We start from the raw sequence: 15,004 nt of genomic DNA, 5'->3' as shown, positions 1-15,004 counted from the left end.
CAGGTCGCCGCCCTATTCGGCGGCGACCTTGCGACCCTGTAGCATCGGCTTCAGGTAGCGGCCCGTGTGGCTGGCCGCGACTTCGGCAACCTCTTCGGGGGTGCCCGTGGCCACCACCTGCCCGCCGCCGTCACCGCCTTCGGGTCCGATGTCGATCAGATGGTCGGCGGTTTTTATCACATCCAGGTTGTGTTCGATCACCACGACCGAATTCCCCTGATCCACCAGTTCGTGCAGCACTTCCAAGAGCTTGCGCACATCCTCGAAATGCAGGCCGGTGGTCGGCTCGTCCAGGATATACAGCGTGCGCCCCGTCGAGCGCCGCGACAGTTCCTTCGACAGTTTGACCCGCTGCGCCTCGCCACCGGACAGCGTCGTCGCCTGCTGGCCCACCTTGATATAGCCCAGCCCCACGCGCATCAGCGCGTCCATCTTCTCGCGGATCGACGGCACCGCCTGGAAAAACGTCTGAGCGTCCTCCACGGTCATGTCCAGAACGTCGGCAATCGACTTGCCCTTGAACGTCACCTCAAGGGTTTCGCGGTTGTACCGCTTGCCTTTGCAGGTCTCGCATTCGACATAGACGTCGGGCAAAAAATGCATTTCGATCTTGATGACGCCGTCGCCCTGACAGGCCTCGCAGCGCCCGCCCTTGACGTTAAAGCTGAAGCGACCGGGCTTGTAGCCGCGCGCCTTGGACTCGGGCAGGCCTGCGAACCAGTCGCGGATGGGCGTGAACGCGCCGGTGTAGGTTGCAGGGTTCGACCGCGGCGTGCGCCCGATCGGGCGCTGGTCGATGTCGATGACCTTGTCCAGATGCTCCAGCCCCTTGATCGTCTCGCAGGGCGCAGGCGTCTGGCGCGCGCCGTTCAGCCGCATCGACGCGGTTTTAAACAGCGTCTCGATGGTCAGCGTGGATTTGCCCCCGCCGGACACGCCGGTGACGCAGACAAACTGCCCCAAGGGGAAATCAACGGTGACATCCTGCAGGTTGTTGCCCGACGCCTTGACCACTTTCACCGATTTCTTCTTGCCCTTGCGACGGGTCGCGGGCACGGCAATCTCGCGTGCGCCGGTCAGATACTGGCCGGTGATGCTGTCGGGGTTGGCCGCGATCTGGTCGGGTGTGCCGTGGGCGACGACCCGGCCACCATGCACCCCTGCCCCCGGGCCGATGTCGAAAACGTAATCCGCCTCGCGGATGGCTTCCTCGTCGTGTTCGACCACGATCACCGTGTTGCCCTGATCGCGCAGGTTCTTCAACGTGCCCAGCAGCCGGTCGTTGTCGCGCTGGTGCAGGCCGATGGAGGGTTCGTCCAGCACGTAAAGGACGCCGGTCAGACCGCTGCCGATCTGGCTGGCCAACCGGATCCGCTGGCTTTCGCCGCCCGACAACGTTCCGCTGTTGCGGCTCAGCGTCAGGTATTCCAGACCGACATTGTTCAGGAACCCCAGCCGCTCGCGGATTTCCTTGAGAATGGCGCGGGCGATCTCGTTTTTCTGGGCGGACAGGTTCGCGGGCACGGTTTCGCACCAGGCAAACGCCTCGCGGATCGACATTTCCACCACTTGGCCCGCGTGCAGCAACTCATCGGGCTTGTCCGCGGGGCCGATCTTGACCGCCAACGCCTCGGCGCGCAGCCGGTAGCCGTGGCAGGTGCCACAGGGACGGTTGTTCTGATAGCGTTCAAACTCTTCACGGACCCAGTTGCTGTCCGTCTCGCGATAGCGGCGTTCCATGTTGGGAATGACGCCCTCGAACGTGCGGGTCACCGAATAGACGCGCCCGCCCTCGTCATAGCGAAATGGGATTTCTTCCTTGCCCGAGCCGAACAGGAACACCTGTTTGACGCTATCATCCAGATCTTTCCACTTGGTCTGCGCGTTGAATTTGTAATGCTTTGCAATGGCTTCGATGGTTTGCAGAAAATAGGGCGACTTGCCCTTGCGCCAGGGCGCCAGCGCGCCGTCGTAAACCTTCAGGTTCTGGTCCGGCACCACCAGACGTTCGTCAAAGAACAGCTCGACCCCCAGCCCGTCACAGTCCGGACATGCCCCAAAGGGCGCGTTGAACGAAAACAGACGCGGCTCGATCTCGGGGATGGTAAATCCGCTGACGGGGCACGCGAATTTCTCGGAAAACGTCATGCGTTCCGGCTCGCCCTCGGTCGGGGCTGTTTCCAGAATGGCAATGCCGTCGGCCAGATCAAGGGCCGTGCGCAAACTGTCGGCCAGCCGCGTTTCCAGCCCCTCGCGGACCACGATCCGGTCAACCACGACATCGATGTCATGGCGGAATTTCTTGTCCAGCGTGGGCGGTTCGTCCAGATCGTAGAATTCTCCGTCCACCTTGACCCGCTGGAACCCCTGCTTGCGCAGTTCGACGAATTCCTTGCGGTATTCGCCTTTGCGGTCGCGGATGATCGGCGCCAGAAGATAGGCGCGCGTGCCCTCTTCCATTGCCATGGTGCGGTCCACCATGTCCTGCACCTGTTGCGCCTCGATGGGCTTGCCGGTCGCGGGGCTGTAGGGCGTGCCGACGCGGGCGAACAACAGCCGCATGTAGTCGTAGATTTCGGTCACGGTGCCGACGGTCGAACGGGGGTTTTTCGACGTGGTCTTTTGTTCGATGGAAATGGCGGGCGACAGGCCACTGATGTGGTCCACGTCCGGTTTTTGCATCATGTCAAGGAACTGGCGCGCATAGGCCGACAGCGATTCCACGTACCGGCGCTGCCCTTCGGCATAGATCGTGTCGAATGCGAGCGAGGACTTGCCAGACCCCGAAAGCCCGGTGATCACCACCAGCTGATCGCGCGGAATGTCCACGTCGATGGATTTCAGGTTGTGCTCGCGCGCGCCGCGCACTTCGATGTTCTTAAGCTCTGCCATATCCGCCCCACGGTTAACGATTTGTACATAGTCCTGAGTGGCGGATTCTCCAATGGCTAAAACAGAACCAATGGAGAACATCGGCGAACTACTGACAATATGTGTCAGCAACCGCCTGTTGCGGGGTGTTGCGGACTTTGGGATAGACCGACTCGCAAAGTCATGGTCTGACTTAATCGCACATTAAATGGCACATTTTTCCAAAGAGGTTTTACGATGCGATATCTGCTGGCGGTGATAAGTATTCTGGGACTGCTTGCCCAACCTTTGCTGGCGCAGGACCGGGCCAATACAATTCTGGTTCTGGACGGCTCAGGCTCGATGTGGGGCCAGATCGACGACGTGGCGAAGATCACGATCGCGCAGGAGGTCGTGGGCAAATTGCTGAGCACGATCCCCAACGACCAGCAGCTGGGCCTGACCGTTTACGGCCATCGCACCCGTGGCGACTGTACCGACATCGAAACCCTCGTGCCCCCCGGCCCCGACACCCGCGACGCCATCGGCAAGGCCGTGCGCGGGATCAAGCCGCTGGGCAAGACGCCGATGACAGACGCGGTGATCGCCGCCGCGCAGGCGCTGCGCTATACCGAAGAAAAGGCCACCGTCATTCTGGTGTCCGACGGAATTGAAACCTGCAACCCCGATCCCTGCGCCGCCGCGCGCCTGCTGGAAGAGGCAGGGATTGATTTCACCGCCCACGTCATCGGCTTTGACGTGACCGACGCCGAGGCGCTGGCCCAGATGCAGTGTCTGGCCGAGGAAACCGGCGGCACCTTTCTGACCGCCTCGGACGCGGACGAGCTGACAGCGGCCCTGACCACGGTTGCCACGGAACCCGCCCCTGTTCCCGTCCCGGCCATCCTGCGCGCGGTCGAAGGCGACGCCAACGCGCCGCTGCTCGAAGATCCGGTGCTGTGGACGATGACCGGACCGGACGGAACCGTCGTGGCGACAGACCAGCAGGTCAATCCGCTGGTGCTGGACGTGCTGCCCGGTGCCTACACGGTCACCGCCTACCGCATCCAGGAGGAAATCGAACAGAAGGGCCAGTTGCAGGTCCTTGCGGGGGCAAACAACACCCTGACCGTCGTGTTTGAAAAACCCGCCGTTCTGGCCACGCTTGAGGCCGCCGAAAGCGCCCCTATGGGCAGCGACACGCAGGTCACGTGGCAAGGGCCGGCAGGCAAGGACGACTATATCGCCGTTGTGGACCCGCTGGACGACAGTGGCCGTGTGATCAACTACACCTACGTGCGCGATGGCAACCCCGTCAGCGTCACCATGCCACCGCGCGAGGGCACCTTCGAGCTGCGCTATTATCAGAAGGACCGCACCGTGATCGGCACCCGTCCGATCACCGTCACGCCGGTGACCGCCCTGCTTGAGGCGACCGAGACCGCGCCGGCGGGCGCCGATCTGGCGGTCACGTGGCAGGGACCGGACTATAAGCGCGACTTTATCGCCGTGGGGGAACAGGGCAAGCCGTATATCAACTATGTCTACACCAGCAAAGGCAGCCCTGCACAGCTGCAGATGCCAACGCAACCGGGCACTTACGAGCTGCGCTATGTGATGGACCAGGACCGCACCACAATCGCCACCCTCGTGATCCAAGTGGTGGACGTGACCGCCACGGTCACCCCGCCCGCCCAAGCCACCGTTGGCGCCACCATCGCGGTGCCGTGGGAAGGACCGGATTACAAACGCGACTTCATCGCGGTTGGCAAACCGGGCGAGGCGTATATCAACTATGCCTACACCCGAAACGGCACACCCGCACAATTGCAGATGCCGACCGAGCCGGGCGACTACGAGATCCGCTATGTTCTGGATCAGGACCGCGAGATCATCGCCACAGCACCCATCACGCTGGTCGCTGTCGCCGCCAGCGTATCACCGCCCGCCACGGCCACGGCGGGAGCGATGGTCGCGGTGCCATGGGAAGGCCCCGACTATACACGCGATTTCATCGCAGTTGGCAAACCGGGTGAGCCCTATGTCAATTACGCCTACACCAGCAGGGGCAACCCGGCACAGGTGCAGATGCCGGTCGAGCCGGGCGACTATGAAATCCGCTATGTGCTGGACCAGGACCGCGAAATCATCGCCACCGCCACGATCACCATCGAGGCTGCCTCGGCCAGCGTGACACCACCCGCCACGGCCACGGCGGGGGCAATGGTCGCGGTGCCATGGGAAGGCCCCGACTATACACGCGATTTCATCGCAGTTGGCAAACCCGGAGAGCCCTATGTCAACTATGCCTACACCAGCAGGGGCAACCCCGCACAGGTGCAGATGCCAGTCGAGCCGGGGGATTATGAAATCCGCTACGTGCTGGATCAGGACCGCGAGATTATCGCCACCGCCATGATCAAGATCAGTGCCGTAACGGCCCATCTCACCCCGCCACAGGCGGCCCCGGTCGGGGCGACCGTGGCCGTGCCATGGATCGGGCCGGACTATACGCGCGACTTTATCGCCGTGGGAAAACCGGACGAGCCTTATATCAACTATGCCTACACCAAGGACGGCAACCCCGCGCGGGTCGAGATGCCCGCAACGCCCGGCGACTATGAACTGCGCTATGTGCTGGATCAGGACAATCTGGTGATTGCCACCGTGCCGCTGACGGTCACTGACGTGACGGTGACGCTGAACGCACCGGCCAGCGGGGCGGCGGGCAAGACCATCGCCATCCCCTTTGACGGCCCGGGCTATGCGCGTGACTATATCGGCATCGGCGCGCCGGGGTCGGTCAGCTACGAGTCCTACGTCTATGCCCGGAAAGGCGAAATCGCGCAGCTGAAGCTGCCCGAAACACCCGGCGACTACGAGCTGTTTTACATGATGGACGAAGGCAACCGCGTGATGGCGCGCCAGCCGTTCACCGTCACGCCGTAACGCGGCGGCGCCGTGCCGCCAGCAACAGGTGCAGCACCAGCCCCGCGACAAAGGCCGTCCCTGCCAGCAATGGCAGGGCGGAATAGCCCAGACCGGCCAGCGCGGCCGCCATCACCGGCGTGCCCAGCGTGTTGCCCAGATTGCCCATCTGCGCCATCGCCCCGTTGGCCTGCGCCTGTGTCGCGGCGGAGGCGTTCAGCTGCGGGACAGCAGCAAAGGTCGCCCCTTGGATCAACCCCATCGCCGCCGCCAGCGCAAGGCACCCCAGGGGCAGGCCGGGCTGCACCCATAGCCACAGGATCGCCAGCGCGCTAAGGCCAAAGCCGAGGGACACCACCCAGACCGCGCTGCGATGCCTCAGCAACCACACGCCAAGCGTCATCGACACCACGATCGACACAAGCGGCATCGCCCCCATGATCACCGCCCGTAGATCTTCGGGAATATAGGGCGGCAGCACCGTCAGGATCGACACGAAGCAAAAGGTGTAGAACAGCCACCCCAGCCCCGGTGCCGCGATCCGCGCCGAGCTGTAAATCGTCACATGACTGCGCAGCACCTGCCCCAACGACAGCGGCGTGTCCGGCCCCTTCCCCGGCAGCTTGCGCAGCCAGATCATCAGGATCACGGCAAAACCCGCCATATAAAGGCTGTGCGCCACGAACAGCGCGGGCACGCCCCATGCCGCCACCAACGGCAGCCCGCCCCATGTCAGCACCGCAAAGGCCACGCCAAAGAATGTCCCCCACAGGGTCAATGCCCATCCGCGATCTTTGGGCGCGGTGATCTGCGCAATCAACGTGGGCGCTGCGACCACCAGCCCCAGATGCGACAGCCCCTCGATGGCGCGCAAGGCCAGAAACCATTGAAACGACGGCATCGTCGCCTGCACTGCCGACACCGCAGCGCCCAACCACAGCGATAGCAACAGCGCGCGCCGGTACCGGATACGCGCCACCAAAAGCCCGGCCACCACGCCAAAGATGATGCCAAGCAGCCCCACCAGCGACACCGCCCAGCCCAGCGCCGTTCCAGCCTCGGGGTAGAGACCCGGCAACCGGTCAAAGATCACGCTGATCTTGCCATATTGCGCCGCCGCCCCCAGCCCCGCGCCCCAAAGTGCAAAGACGAGGGCAATGGGGGTGCGGGTCATGTGCGGGCGCTTTCCGTCATAGGGTCTGCGCCTGTTCTGACAGAGCTTGCGGTGATGGGAAAGATGCTTTGGCGCCGCGCAAGCCTGCATCAGTTGTCAGGCGCGCGCCCCGAGAGAAAACGGTCAAAGGCCGACAGGGTCTGGTCAGAGACATGGTGCTCGATCCCTTCGGCATCCAGTTCGGCCACGTCCTCGGACACACCGACCGCCACAAGCAACGACACAACCGTGCGGTGCCGCCGCCGGACCCGGTCCGCAAGGGCCGCCCCCGCTTCGGTCAGGAACACGCCGCGATAGGGGCATGAGGTTGCCAGCCCCTCCCGCTTCAGCCGCGAAACCGCCTTGGTCGCCGTCGGCTGAGCCACCCCCATCCGCGCCGCAATGTCTGCAACCCGCGCCTCTCCCATCTCGGCATGAAGATCACCGATCAGTTCGGCGTAGTCTTCCAGCAGCGCCACCGAATGCGCCTCGCGGGCGCGGGCGAAACGGTCGGCGTGGGTCACGGGGCTGAAAGGTGTCGTCGACATGGGCAAAACATCCGGCTGCAAGCTAAGCATGTCACATAGCCAAGGCGATGTTTCAACAAGAGCCAACTGGATAGCCCCATGCCCACCCTGACAGACAAAACCCGCAGCGGTATCACAGCGGTCCTGCGCGGAGAGCGCCCCGGCTGGCGTGGCAAGCTGTTGTTTGCCGGATAACCACGCGGGGAAAAACCCCGCAACTTTCACCACACAACACCTGCGTTCTGCGCTAACCTGTTTCCATTTTCAGGAAAGGTTTTGCCATGACCCGGATTGTTGCGGCCCTTGTTTTGGCGCTCTGGCCTGTGCTGGCCGGTGCGCAGTTCTATCCCGACTACGATTCCACGACCGTCAACGACTTTGCCGACATCCTGCCCCCCGACACCGAGGCTGCGATTGCCGCACAGCTTGACGCGCTGCGCGATGACACCGGGATCGAAATGACCGTTGTCACCCTGACACGGCAGGAGACCTACGACCCCGACGCCACGCTCGAGGAATTTGCCACCGGCCTGTTCAACCATTGGGGCGTGGGCAACGCCGAGCGCAATAACGGGATCATGGTTCTGGTGCTGCCGGGCGACCGTGCGATGCGGCTTGAGCTGGGCGCGGGCTATGGCGATGCATGGAATGACGTGGCCGAGGCGGTGGTGCAGGATGCGTTCCTGCCCAAGTTCAGGGAGGGCGATTATCCCGCAGGCATCACGCAGGGTGTCAGCGCCACCATCGACGTGATCGCCCGCCCCTTTGCGGCCAACAGCCCGCCCCCCGAGCCTGCAAAGCCTGCCAAAGGCAGCGGGCTGTGGTGGCTGTGGATTTTCCCGTTGGGCATCGTGGGGCTGATCTTCGGCACAAAATTTCGCGCCAAGATGCGCAAATGCCCGTCCTGTGGCAAACGCGGCGGACTTCGGGTTCAGGATGAGACGTTGGAGGCCGCGACCCGCACCTCGAAAGGCCGGAAAGAGCGCAAGACAACCTGCGCCAACTGCGACTTTGCCCAGACCGCCATTCTAACGATCCCGATGCTGTCGGCCAACCGGTCGTCCTCTTCCTCCGGAAGCAGTTCGTTCGGCGGAGGCTCAAGCGGAGGCGGCGGCGCCTCGGGCAAGTGGTAACCACCTGACAAAGACACCGCCGCCAACATGTTCATATCATCAGGACGTCCATCGGGCGCCCCGACTCTGTCGGTTGCTTAGAAGTTGTACGAACCGCGCAGAGTGAATGTGGTCGCATCTGCTTCTGTGCCAGTACCACCGATATCGTCAAAGCTGTGCTCCAGAACTTCGCCGCCCATGGTGAAGCGGTCGTTCACCTTGTATGCAACGCCCAGACCATAGAATTCGCCGGTTTCGCTACCGATCGAAGTGTCAACATTCGCGGCACCAGCTGTGGCGTAGATCAGGGTCTTGCCGAGATCGTAGCCCGCTTTCAACTTCAGACGTGCAACGCTGTCGGCTGTCGCCGCACCGCCCAGGTCGATGTCCAGTTTGTCATAGTCGACTTCGCCGCCCAGAACGAACTGACCGAAGTCGTAGTTGTAACCACCGTGCACACCGTATGTACCGCCGGAACCGTCAGCAGCACCGGTGCCGTCGATGTCAGCATAGCCCAACTGGCCACCAGCGTAGAAGCCAGTCCAGTCACCGCCGGTGTATGTTTCGACCGGTGCGGGTGTGTACACGGGGGATTCGATGACCGGATCAGCGGGTGCGCCCGCGTAGGATGCTGTCGCGGCAAGTGTCAGTGCGCCTGCATATACGATACGTTTCATATTTTTTGCTCCTGGTTTTCTTTTCTTAAGCATTCATTGCCATGGGGACTGCATGCAGCCTGTGATCCCATCGACTGAGAGGAAAACGCCATTCGAGGGGTAAAGTTCCACCCACTTTTTCGTGTTCTGTTCACTCACAGCGGGAACCCGCGCAAAGCCACCACGGCATGAGCGGCGAATGGCCGTGGTCAGATTGCGACCCTATGTCGCAAATGAACAGGAAAGACGTTCCAGAGCGGCGCAGGATCATCCCAGCCCGTACAGGACCGCACGATTGCGCTGTCCTTCAAGGAGAGTGGTATGCAGGCCGATCTGTGTAAAATCGCCCTTGTTGTGCGCACGATTGGTGCCGAGCGCGGACGCGCGGCGCGTGGCAGGCCCTGAGGGGAACGCTCCCCGATTGCCCTGCCCCAATCCTGATCACGGAACTTTCATCATGAACGATCAATCCCCTTCGCGCTCCGGTGGCCGCGCGGCACGCCGTGCCGCACGCGCGGCTCCCCTGGCCGACCACCTGCGCCCCATCCGCCCCGGAATGCCCGGCGGACAGTACTCCCCCCTGAACGAAACAGACGTTTTGCGAATCCACGGTGCTGCTCTTGAGGCACTGGAACGTATTGGTCTGGCCGACGCGCCCGCATCCGGCGTTGCCTATCTGACCGCTGCGGGGGCCATTCAGGGCGACGACGGTCGCATCCGCTTTCCCCGCGCGCTGGTCGAAGACACGATCGCGCGCGCCAACCGCTCCCTGACCCTGTACAGCCGCGACGGGCTGCACGATCTGGACCTCTCAGGCACCCGCGTGCACTACGGCACCGCCGGTGCTGCGGTGCATATGGTGGAACCCGACGGGCGCACCTATCGCGAAAGCACGGTTCAGGACCTGCACGACGCCGCACGCATCTGTGACCGGCTGGACAACATCCACTTTGTCCAGCGACCTATGGTCTGTCGCGACATCTTTGACAACTTCGAGATGGACATGAACTCGGTCTATGCCTGCACTGCTGGCACGACCAAACATATCGGCGTGTCCTTTACCGATCCGTCCTATGTCGCCCCCGCCATCGAGATGCTGCACATGATCGCTGGCGGCGAAGCGGCGTGGCGCGCACGGCCCTTTGTCAGCAACTCGAACTGCTTTGTCGTACCGCCCATGAAATTCGCCACCGAATCCTGCCTGGTGATGGAGGCGTGCATCGAACACGGTATGCCCGTGCTGCTGCTGTCCGCAGGCATGTCCGGCGCAACGGCACCGGGCAGCATAGCGGGCGCGATTGTGCAGGCGGTGGCGGAATGTCTGGCGGGGCTGGTCTATGTCCACGCCGTCAAACCGGGCGCACCGGCAATCTTTGGCACATGGCCCTTTGATCTGGACCTGCGCACCGGTGCAATGACCGGCGGGTCCGGCGAACAGGCGCTGCTGACGGCAGGTTGCGCCCAGATGCACCGGTTCTACGACCTGCCCGGCGGCGCCGCCGCAGGAATAGCCGACAGCAAGCTGCCCGACATGCAGGCCGGTTGGGAACAGATGTGTTCCAACGTGATGGCAGGCCTGTCGGGACTGAACATGGTGTATGAGGCAGCCGGAATGCACGCATCACTGCTGGGGTTCTGTCACGAAAGCCTGATCATGGGCGACGATCTGATCGGGCAGGCCCTGCGCTGTGTGCGCGGGATCGAAGTGACCGACGAAACCATGGCGCTGGACCAGATGGCCGCCGTCTGCATGGGGGGACCGGGGCACTACCTGGGTACGGCGGAAACGCTGGGCCGGATGGAAATGGACAACGTCTATCCCGCCCTCGGCGACCGCACATCGCCCAAGGAATGGGCCGAGCGGGGCAAACCGGACCTGGTCGCACGGGCCACCGCGCGCAAGAATGAAATACTGGCAAAGCGATCCGCCGCGCGCTTCGATCCGGCGCTGGATGCGGCGATACGGGCAAAGTTCAACATTCACCTGCCCGCATAGAAAACAGGCGTCCGGGACTGGGGAAAACCGGACGCCTGCCTGTCAGCGTTTCGCGCTCACATCAAGACGTTGCTTGTACTGTCGCGCGAAACGCCGGTTTGGGCCTTAGCCTTCGTTGGGCGCGGGCAACATCCCGGCCTCGGTGGCGGCGGCAATTTCTTCTGCGTCCAGCGCGCCGTTGGCATCCAGATCAAGCAGGGTGAACTGATCACCGTCCATGTCCGGATAGGCAACCTGCAACTCGTCCAGTGTCAGGTAACCGTCCTGATTGGCGTCCAGCTCTGCCGCGGTGTTCGCGCTTGCGATCATCGGGCAAGCGGCGACGGCAACGGCTGCGGCGAATGTTGTGAACTTGGTCATGGTGTTACTCCTTGGTTAGTCTTGGTTAACGAGGCCTCGTTGGGCGCTCATAGGGTTTGATGCGGAAAGCGTGCTTTGCGTCCCTGCCCTGTCGGCCCGCACAACCCACGCGCGATAGCACGCCGATCCGCGCCATGACCCTCGGCAAGCGGTCGCCCAAAAAGAGGCGCTGCACCGGATCGGCATAAACCCCCCGTCTGTTCAGCACCGCGCGCGCAGGGTTAGGTCGCGCCATGACAACACATGCACCCCTGACCCGCCTCATCCCCATGCTGACCCGCCGTGCGCGTCGGCTGACCCGGTCCCACAGCGCCGCCGACGATCTGGTGCAAGAAACACTGCTGCGCCTGATCCAGCGCGCCCGCCGTGGCGGCCCCATCGACGACCTGCCCGCCTATGCCATGCGCACGCTGACCAATCAGGCCCGCATGTCGTGGCGGCGCGCAGCCGAGACCGAGGAGCTGGAGGAAGATCACGCCACGGTGCAGCCCGACGCCCCGATGCGGCTGGACTGCGCCGACGCCCTGCGGGTGATTGAGACATTGCCGCGCGATCAGGCCGACCTCATGCGGCTGGTGGCGGGCGGAGAAAGCTCTCCCGCGCAACTGGCCCGGCTGACAGGCGTGCCGCAAGGCACCGTGATGTCGCGCCTGTCGCGCGCGCGGGCAAGACTGCGGCGGGAGTTGGAGGGCGAACTGGAATAAGGAGCAGATGACATTACGGCTGCGCCCCCGAATTGCCTCAGATCACCCGACATTGTGGGCTGCATCCAGCGGAGCAGCCCGCCGCAACCACAAAAACACAATGCCTGCCGTCGCTGCGATCTGAAACGCTGCAAACACGATCAATGCAGAAAAAAGACCAAACATATCCGCCAAGACACCGGTGGCAATCACCGGCACCGAGAACCCGAAATACGCATAGACAAACAAACCCGCTGTCGCCCGCGCCCGATCATCCGGCGCGCGCATGGACACTTCGGCCATAGACGCAAGATAGGTAAAGCCGTAACTGGCTGAGCTTGTGATGCAGGTTCCAAGAAGAACCAACGCCAGCCCCTTCCACCAAACCCCTGCCAGAAGCACCAGAAATCCAAGCGGGATCAGAGCGAACCCCCAAGCAAGCGCACGTTCGTTGGTCATACGGCGGGCAATCGGTTGACACAGGAAGCCCACAAAAATCGCCAGAAAAATGACCAGCCCCGTCCATCCGCCCAGATTGTTCGCCCCAAGCTCCAAAGGCACAACGGCAATGGTCATACCGGTTGTAGACCAGGCCAGCGCCATCGCCGTCCCGAACACCCATGTGCCAGCCGGAAACACCGGCAGGCGTAAGATGGAAACAGCCCGCGGCCTGTCAATCCGGGGCAACCCAAGGGCGATCACCGCAAGAACCGGCGCCATCACGCACAAGCCGATATAGCTGGCGGGCATATAGGTCGGCCCTTGCACGCCAAGGCTGATACCCGTCGCCAGCGCACCGCCACCAAAGCCAAGCGAGGTGGCAGAGGTCACGATAAGGGCCGCGGTCCTGACGCGGTCCGTGCCAAGAATTTCGCTCATATACGCGGTTCCAGCAGTCGTCGCGAGGCCCGTACCAACCCCGAGCAGCACCCGCGCACAAACCAGACTTGTCCAACTGGGCACATGCACCAAAAGCGCCGTGGCCCCAGCCCCCAGCATCAGCGCCAGCGCGATCGGCACCCGCCGCCCGATCCGGTCCGACAATCCGCCCAGCAGCAACAGCGTCGGCATAAGGCCCGCAACATAAGCCGCAAACGCGATGGTTACCGCCGTCGCACCCACATCACTTTGGGCAGCATAGACATCGTACAATGGGGCCTGAAGGTTCACGGCAAAGGTCACCGTAAACAGCCCGAGGGCAAGCAGTGAGACCGGGATCAGTTTGGACATGGGCATTGGGATGAGCCTTGCAGATTGACATGCGATCCGAATGCCATGCAGTTTTTGGCATGACAATTTTAATATTGTACTAGATACAGAAGCGCAGGAGACAGGTGTTAAGATCAGAGCGAGACCATGAAGAAAGCCCGATACATCCACCTGGCCGACATGCTGTCTGCGGCGATCGAAAGTGGCAAGCTGGTGCCGGGCACGAAACTGCCCACCCACCGCGCCTTTGCCCAGCAATTCAACGTCGCACTTGCCACCGCAACCCGTGTTTACGGCGAGCTGGATCGCCGTGGCATGATTATCGGAGAAGCGGGGCGCGGCACCTATGTGCGTGATCTGGCACTGCCCCCCACCCTTGGCGTGCAGCACACTGCCAACGACGACCTGATTGATCTGGTGTTCAATATGCCGGGTGAGGCGACCGATGCAGATATACTGCGCGCAGGGCTGCGGCGGCTCGCAACGGCGGGCGATTTAGAGGCGATGCTGCGCTATCAACCTCACGGCGGGCGCACCCACGAACGCCGGATCATTGCAAAAAGCCTTGCCACGACCCTGGGGAAGGTCGATCCCGAATGCCTTTTGGTGACCTCGGGCGGCCAGCACGGACTGGCCACCCTCGCCCTTGGCCTGTTCCGACGCGGACAGGCGATTGCCACCGACACCTTGACCTATCCCGGCTTCAAATCTGTTGCGGCGTTGCAGGGGCTCGATCTTGTTGCGGTCGACGGAGATGACGGGGCGATGGACCCCGACGCGCTGGACCGCCAGTGTCGTCAGGGCAAGCTGCGGGCGGTCTATCTGATGCCAACCGTTCACAATCCTTTGGGAACGGTGATGAGCGAAACCACCCGCTTACGACTGGTCAGCATCGCACGCAAACACGATCTGTTCATCATCGAGGACGCAGCCTATGCCTTTCTCGAACCAGAACCGCCGCCCAGCCTGATCACACTTGCACCCGAGCGAACGATCCATGTCGGGAGCTTTTCCAAAAGCCTCGCGACCGGTCTGCGTCTGGGCTATGTGGTTGCCCCCGCAGCCCATGTCGAAAAACTGCTTGGGGCGATCAGGGCCACAACCTGGAACGCGCCTGCGCTGATCTCTGGCCTGGTCACAGGTTGGATCGAGGACGGCACGCTGGCCAAATCGCAACTGACCCGGCGACAGGATGGAGCTGCGCGTCAACTGCTTTGCCGGAGCGCCTTTGACGGAATGCCGCTGCTCTCGCATCGCAACGCGGGGTTCGCCTGGGTGCCGCTGGCAAAGGGGACGCGCGCGGAACCAATCGTTACACGACTGAAAGAACAAGGATTTTCAGTGTCTGGCGCGGACCCTTTTGCAACCGGCGGAGCCGCACCACAGGCCTTGCGGCTTGCTTTTGGAGGGCTTGCAAAGGATGATTTGCCAGCGATTTTCCAGACCGTCCGCGCCGCGATCACAGAGGTTTCAGGTATCTAGGTCAGCTACAGAACCGGCGGCCGGGGGCGCACCACGGTGCGCCCCCTC

Annotated in this window: 11 protein-coding genes; 5 read left to right on the top strand and 6 right to left on the bottom strand. The window is 62.7% G+C overall.

Annotated features, from left to right (window positions below; translation table 11 throughout):
* Window positions 1–12: 12 nt before the first annotated feature.
* Complete coding sequence (gene uvrA, locus BUC08_RS02075) at window positions 13–2,892, bottom strand: excinuclease ABC subunit UvrA (RefSeq protein ID WP_037921058.1); 2,880 nt, start codon at window positions 2,890–2,892, stop codon at window positions 13–15.
* A gap of 216 nt (window positions 2,893–3,108) precedes the next feature.
* Here uvrA and BUC08_RS02070 point away from each other — a divergent pair, with 216 nt between their 5' ends.
* Window positions 3,109–5,799 (top strand): vWA domain-containing protein, encoded by a 2,691-nt coding sequence (locus BUC08_RS02070; protein WP_037921060.1) that lies wholly within the window; start codon window positions 3,109–3,111, stop codon window positions 5,797–5,799.
* On the opposite strand, the gene BUC08_RS02065 is transcribed toward BUC08_RS02070, so the two are convergent.
* Window positions 5,789–6,952 (bottom strand): MFS transporter, encoded by a 1,164-nt coding sequence (locus BUC08_RS02065; protein ID WP_037921062.1) that lies wholly within the window; start codon window positions 6,950–6,952, stop codon window positions 5,789–5,791. The two genes, BUC08_RS02070 and BUC08_RS02065, sit on opposite strands and share 11 nt — an antisense overlap.
* 89 nt (window positions 6,953–7,041) lie before the next feature.
* Window positions 7,042–7,479 carry a manganese-binding transcriptional regulator MntR gene (gene mntR / locus BUC08_RS02060; protein WP_037921065.1) on the bottom strand — a complete coding sequence of 146 codons (438 nt, stop codon included), beginning with the start codon at window positions 7,477–7,479 and terminating at the stop codon, window positions 7,042–7,044.
* A gap of 260 nt (window positions 7,480–7,739) precedes the next feature.
* On the opposite strand from mntR, the gene BUC08_RS02055 reads away from it, so the two are divergent.
* Window positions 7,740–8,591, top strand: a complete 852-nt coding sequence (locus BUC08_RS02055) for a TPM domain-containing protein (protein WP_037921071.1) — start codon at window positions 7,740–7,742, stop codon at window positions 8,589–8,591.
* Window positions 8,592–8,668: 77 nt separating this feature from the next.
* Here the strand turns inward: BUC08_RS02055 and BUC08_RS02050 are convergent, their stop codons facing one another.
* The gene (locus BUC08_RS02050) at window positions 8,669–9,247 is read right to left on the bottom strand and encodes an outer membrane protein (protein WP_037921073.1); all 579 of its coding nucleotides are present in this window, start codon (window positions 9,245–9,247) and stop codon (window positions 8,669–8,671) included.
* Between the two features lie 436 nt (window positions 9,248–9,683).
* Between BUC08_RS02050 and BUC08_RS02045 the strand changes: the two genes are divergently transcribed.
* Window positions 9,684–11,222 (top strand): trimethylamine methyltransferase family protein, encoded by a 1,539-nt coding sequence (locus tag BUC08_RS02045; protein WP_037921075.1) that lies wholly within the window; start codon window positions 9,684–9,686, stop codon window positions 11,220–11,222.
* A 105-nt stretch (window positions 11,223–11,327) separates the two neighbouring features.
* Here the strand turns inward: BUC08_RS02045 and BUC08_RS02040 are convergent, their stop codons facing one another.
* On the bottom strand, window positions 11,328–11,582 hold the full coding sequence (locus BUC08_RS02040) for a hypothetical protein (RefSeq protein ID WP_028956213.1): 255 nt from the start codon (window positions 11,580–11,582) through the stop codon (window positions 11,328–11,330).
* 233 nt (window positions 11,583–11,815) lie between these two features.
* On the opposite strand from BUC08_RS02040, the gene BUC08_RS02035 reads away from it, so the two are divergent.
* Window positions 11,816–12,286 (top strand): sigma-70 family RNA polymerase sigma factor, encoded by a 471-nt coding sequence (locus BUC08_RS02035; RefSeq protein ID WP_037921077.1) that lies wholly within the window; start codon window positions 11,816–11,818, stop codon window positions 12,284–12,286.
* A gap of 42 nt (window positions 12,287–12,328) precedes the next feature.
* On the opposite strand, the gene BUC08_RS02030 is transcribed toward BUC08_RS02035, so the two are convergent.
* Window positions 12,329–13,501: an MFS transporter gene (locus BUC08_RS02030; protein WP_318173669.1), complete on the bottom strand. Its 1,173-nt coding sequence runs from the start codon at window positions 13,499–13,501 to the stop codon at window positions 12,329–12,331.
* 120 nt (window positions 13,502–13,621) lie between these two features.
* On the opposite strand from BUC08_RS02030, the gene BUC08_RS02025 reads away from it, so the two are divergent.
* Window positions 13,622–14,956 (top strand): aminotransferase-like domain-containing protein, encoded by a 1,335-nt coding sequence (locus BUC08_RS02025; RefSeq protein WP_037921079.1) that lies wholly within the window; start codon window positions 13,622–13,624, stop codon window positions 14,954–14,956.
* The last annotated feature ends 48 nt before the right edge of the window (window positions 14,957–15,004 follow it).

Origin of the sequence: Pseudosulfitobacter pseudonitzschiae (genome assembly GCF_900129395.1) — a bacterium.
GTDB classification, from domain to species: domain Bacteria; phylum Pseudomonadota; class Alphaproteobacteria; order Rhodobacterales; family Rhodobacteraceae; genus Pseudosulfitobacter; species Pseudosulfitobacter pseudonitzschiae.
Note: the sequence above shows the minus strand (reverse complement) of the source record. Positions and strands in the feature narration are given on the sequence as shown.

What these genes read in the sequence shown, in the direction of transcription:
- uvrA (WP_037921058.1), bottom strand. Translation starts at nt 2,892, where the DNA reads ATGGCAGAGCTTAAGAACATCGAAGTGCGCGGCGCGCGCGAGCACAAC.
- BUC08_RS02055 (WP_037921071.1), top strand. Translation starts at nt 7,740, where the DNA reads ATGACCCGGATTGTTGCGGCCCTTGTTTTGGCGCTCTGGCCTGTGCTG.
- BUC08_RS02035 (WP_037921077.1), top strand. Translation starts at nt 11,816, where the DNA reads ATGACAACACATGCACCCCTGACCCGCCTCATCCCCATGCTGACCCGC.
- BUC08_RS02045 (WP_037921075.1), top strand. Translation starts at nt 9,684, where the DNA reads ATGAACGATCAATCCCCTTCGCGCTCCGGTGGCCGCGCGGCACGCCGT.
- BUC08_RS02030 (WP_318173669.1), bottom strand. Translation starts at nt 13,501, where the DNA reads ATGCCCATGTCCAAACTGATCCCGGTCTCACTGCTTGCCCTCGGGCTG.
- BUC08_RS02070 (WP_037921060.1), top strand. Translation starts at nt 3,109, where the DNA reads ATGCGATATCTGCTGGCGGTGATAAGTATTCTGGGACTGCTTGCCCAA.
- mntR (WP_037921065.1), bottom strand. Translation starts at nt 7,479, where the DNA reads ATGTCGACGACACCTTTCAGCCCCGTGACCCACGCCGACCGTTTCGCC.
- BUC08_RS02040 (WP_028956213.1), bottom strand. Translation starts at nt 11,582, where the DNA reads ATGACCAAGTTCACAACATTCGCCGCAGCCGTTGCCGTCGCCGCTTGC.
- BUC08_RS02065 (WP_037921062.1), bottom strand. Translation starts at nt 6,952, where the DNA reads ATGACCCGCACCCCCATTGCCCTCGTCTTTGCACTTTGGGGCGCGGGG.
- BUC08_RS02025 (WP_037921079.1), top strand. Translation starts at nt 13,622, where the DNA reads ATGAAGAAAGCCCGATACATCCACCTGGCCGACATGCTGTCTGCGGCG.
- BUC08_RS02050 (WP_037921073.1), bottom strand. Translation starts at nt 9,247, where the DNA reads ATGAAACGTATCGTATATGCAGGCGCACTGACACTTGCCGCGACAGCA.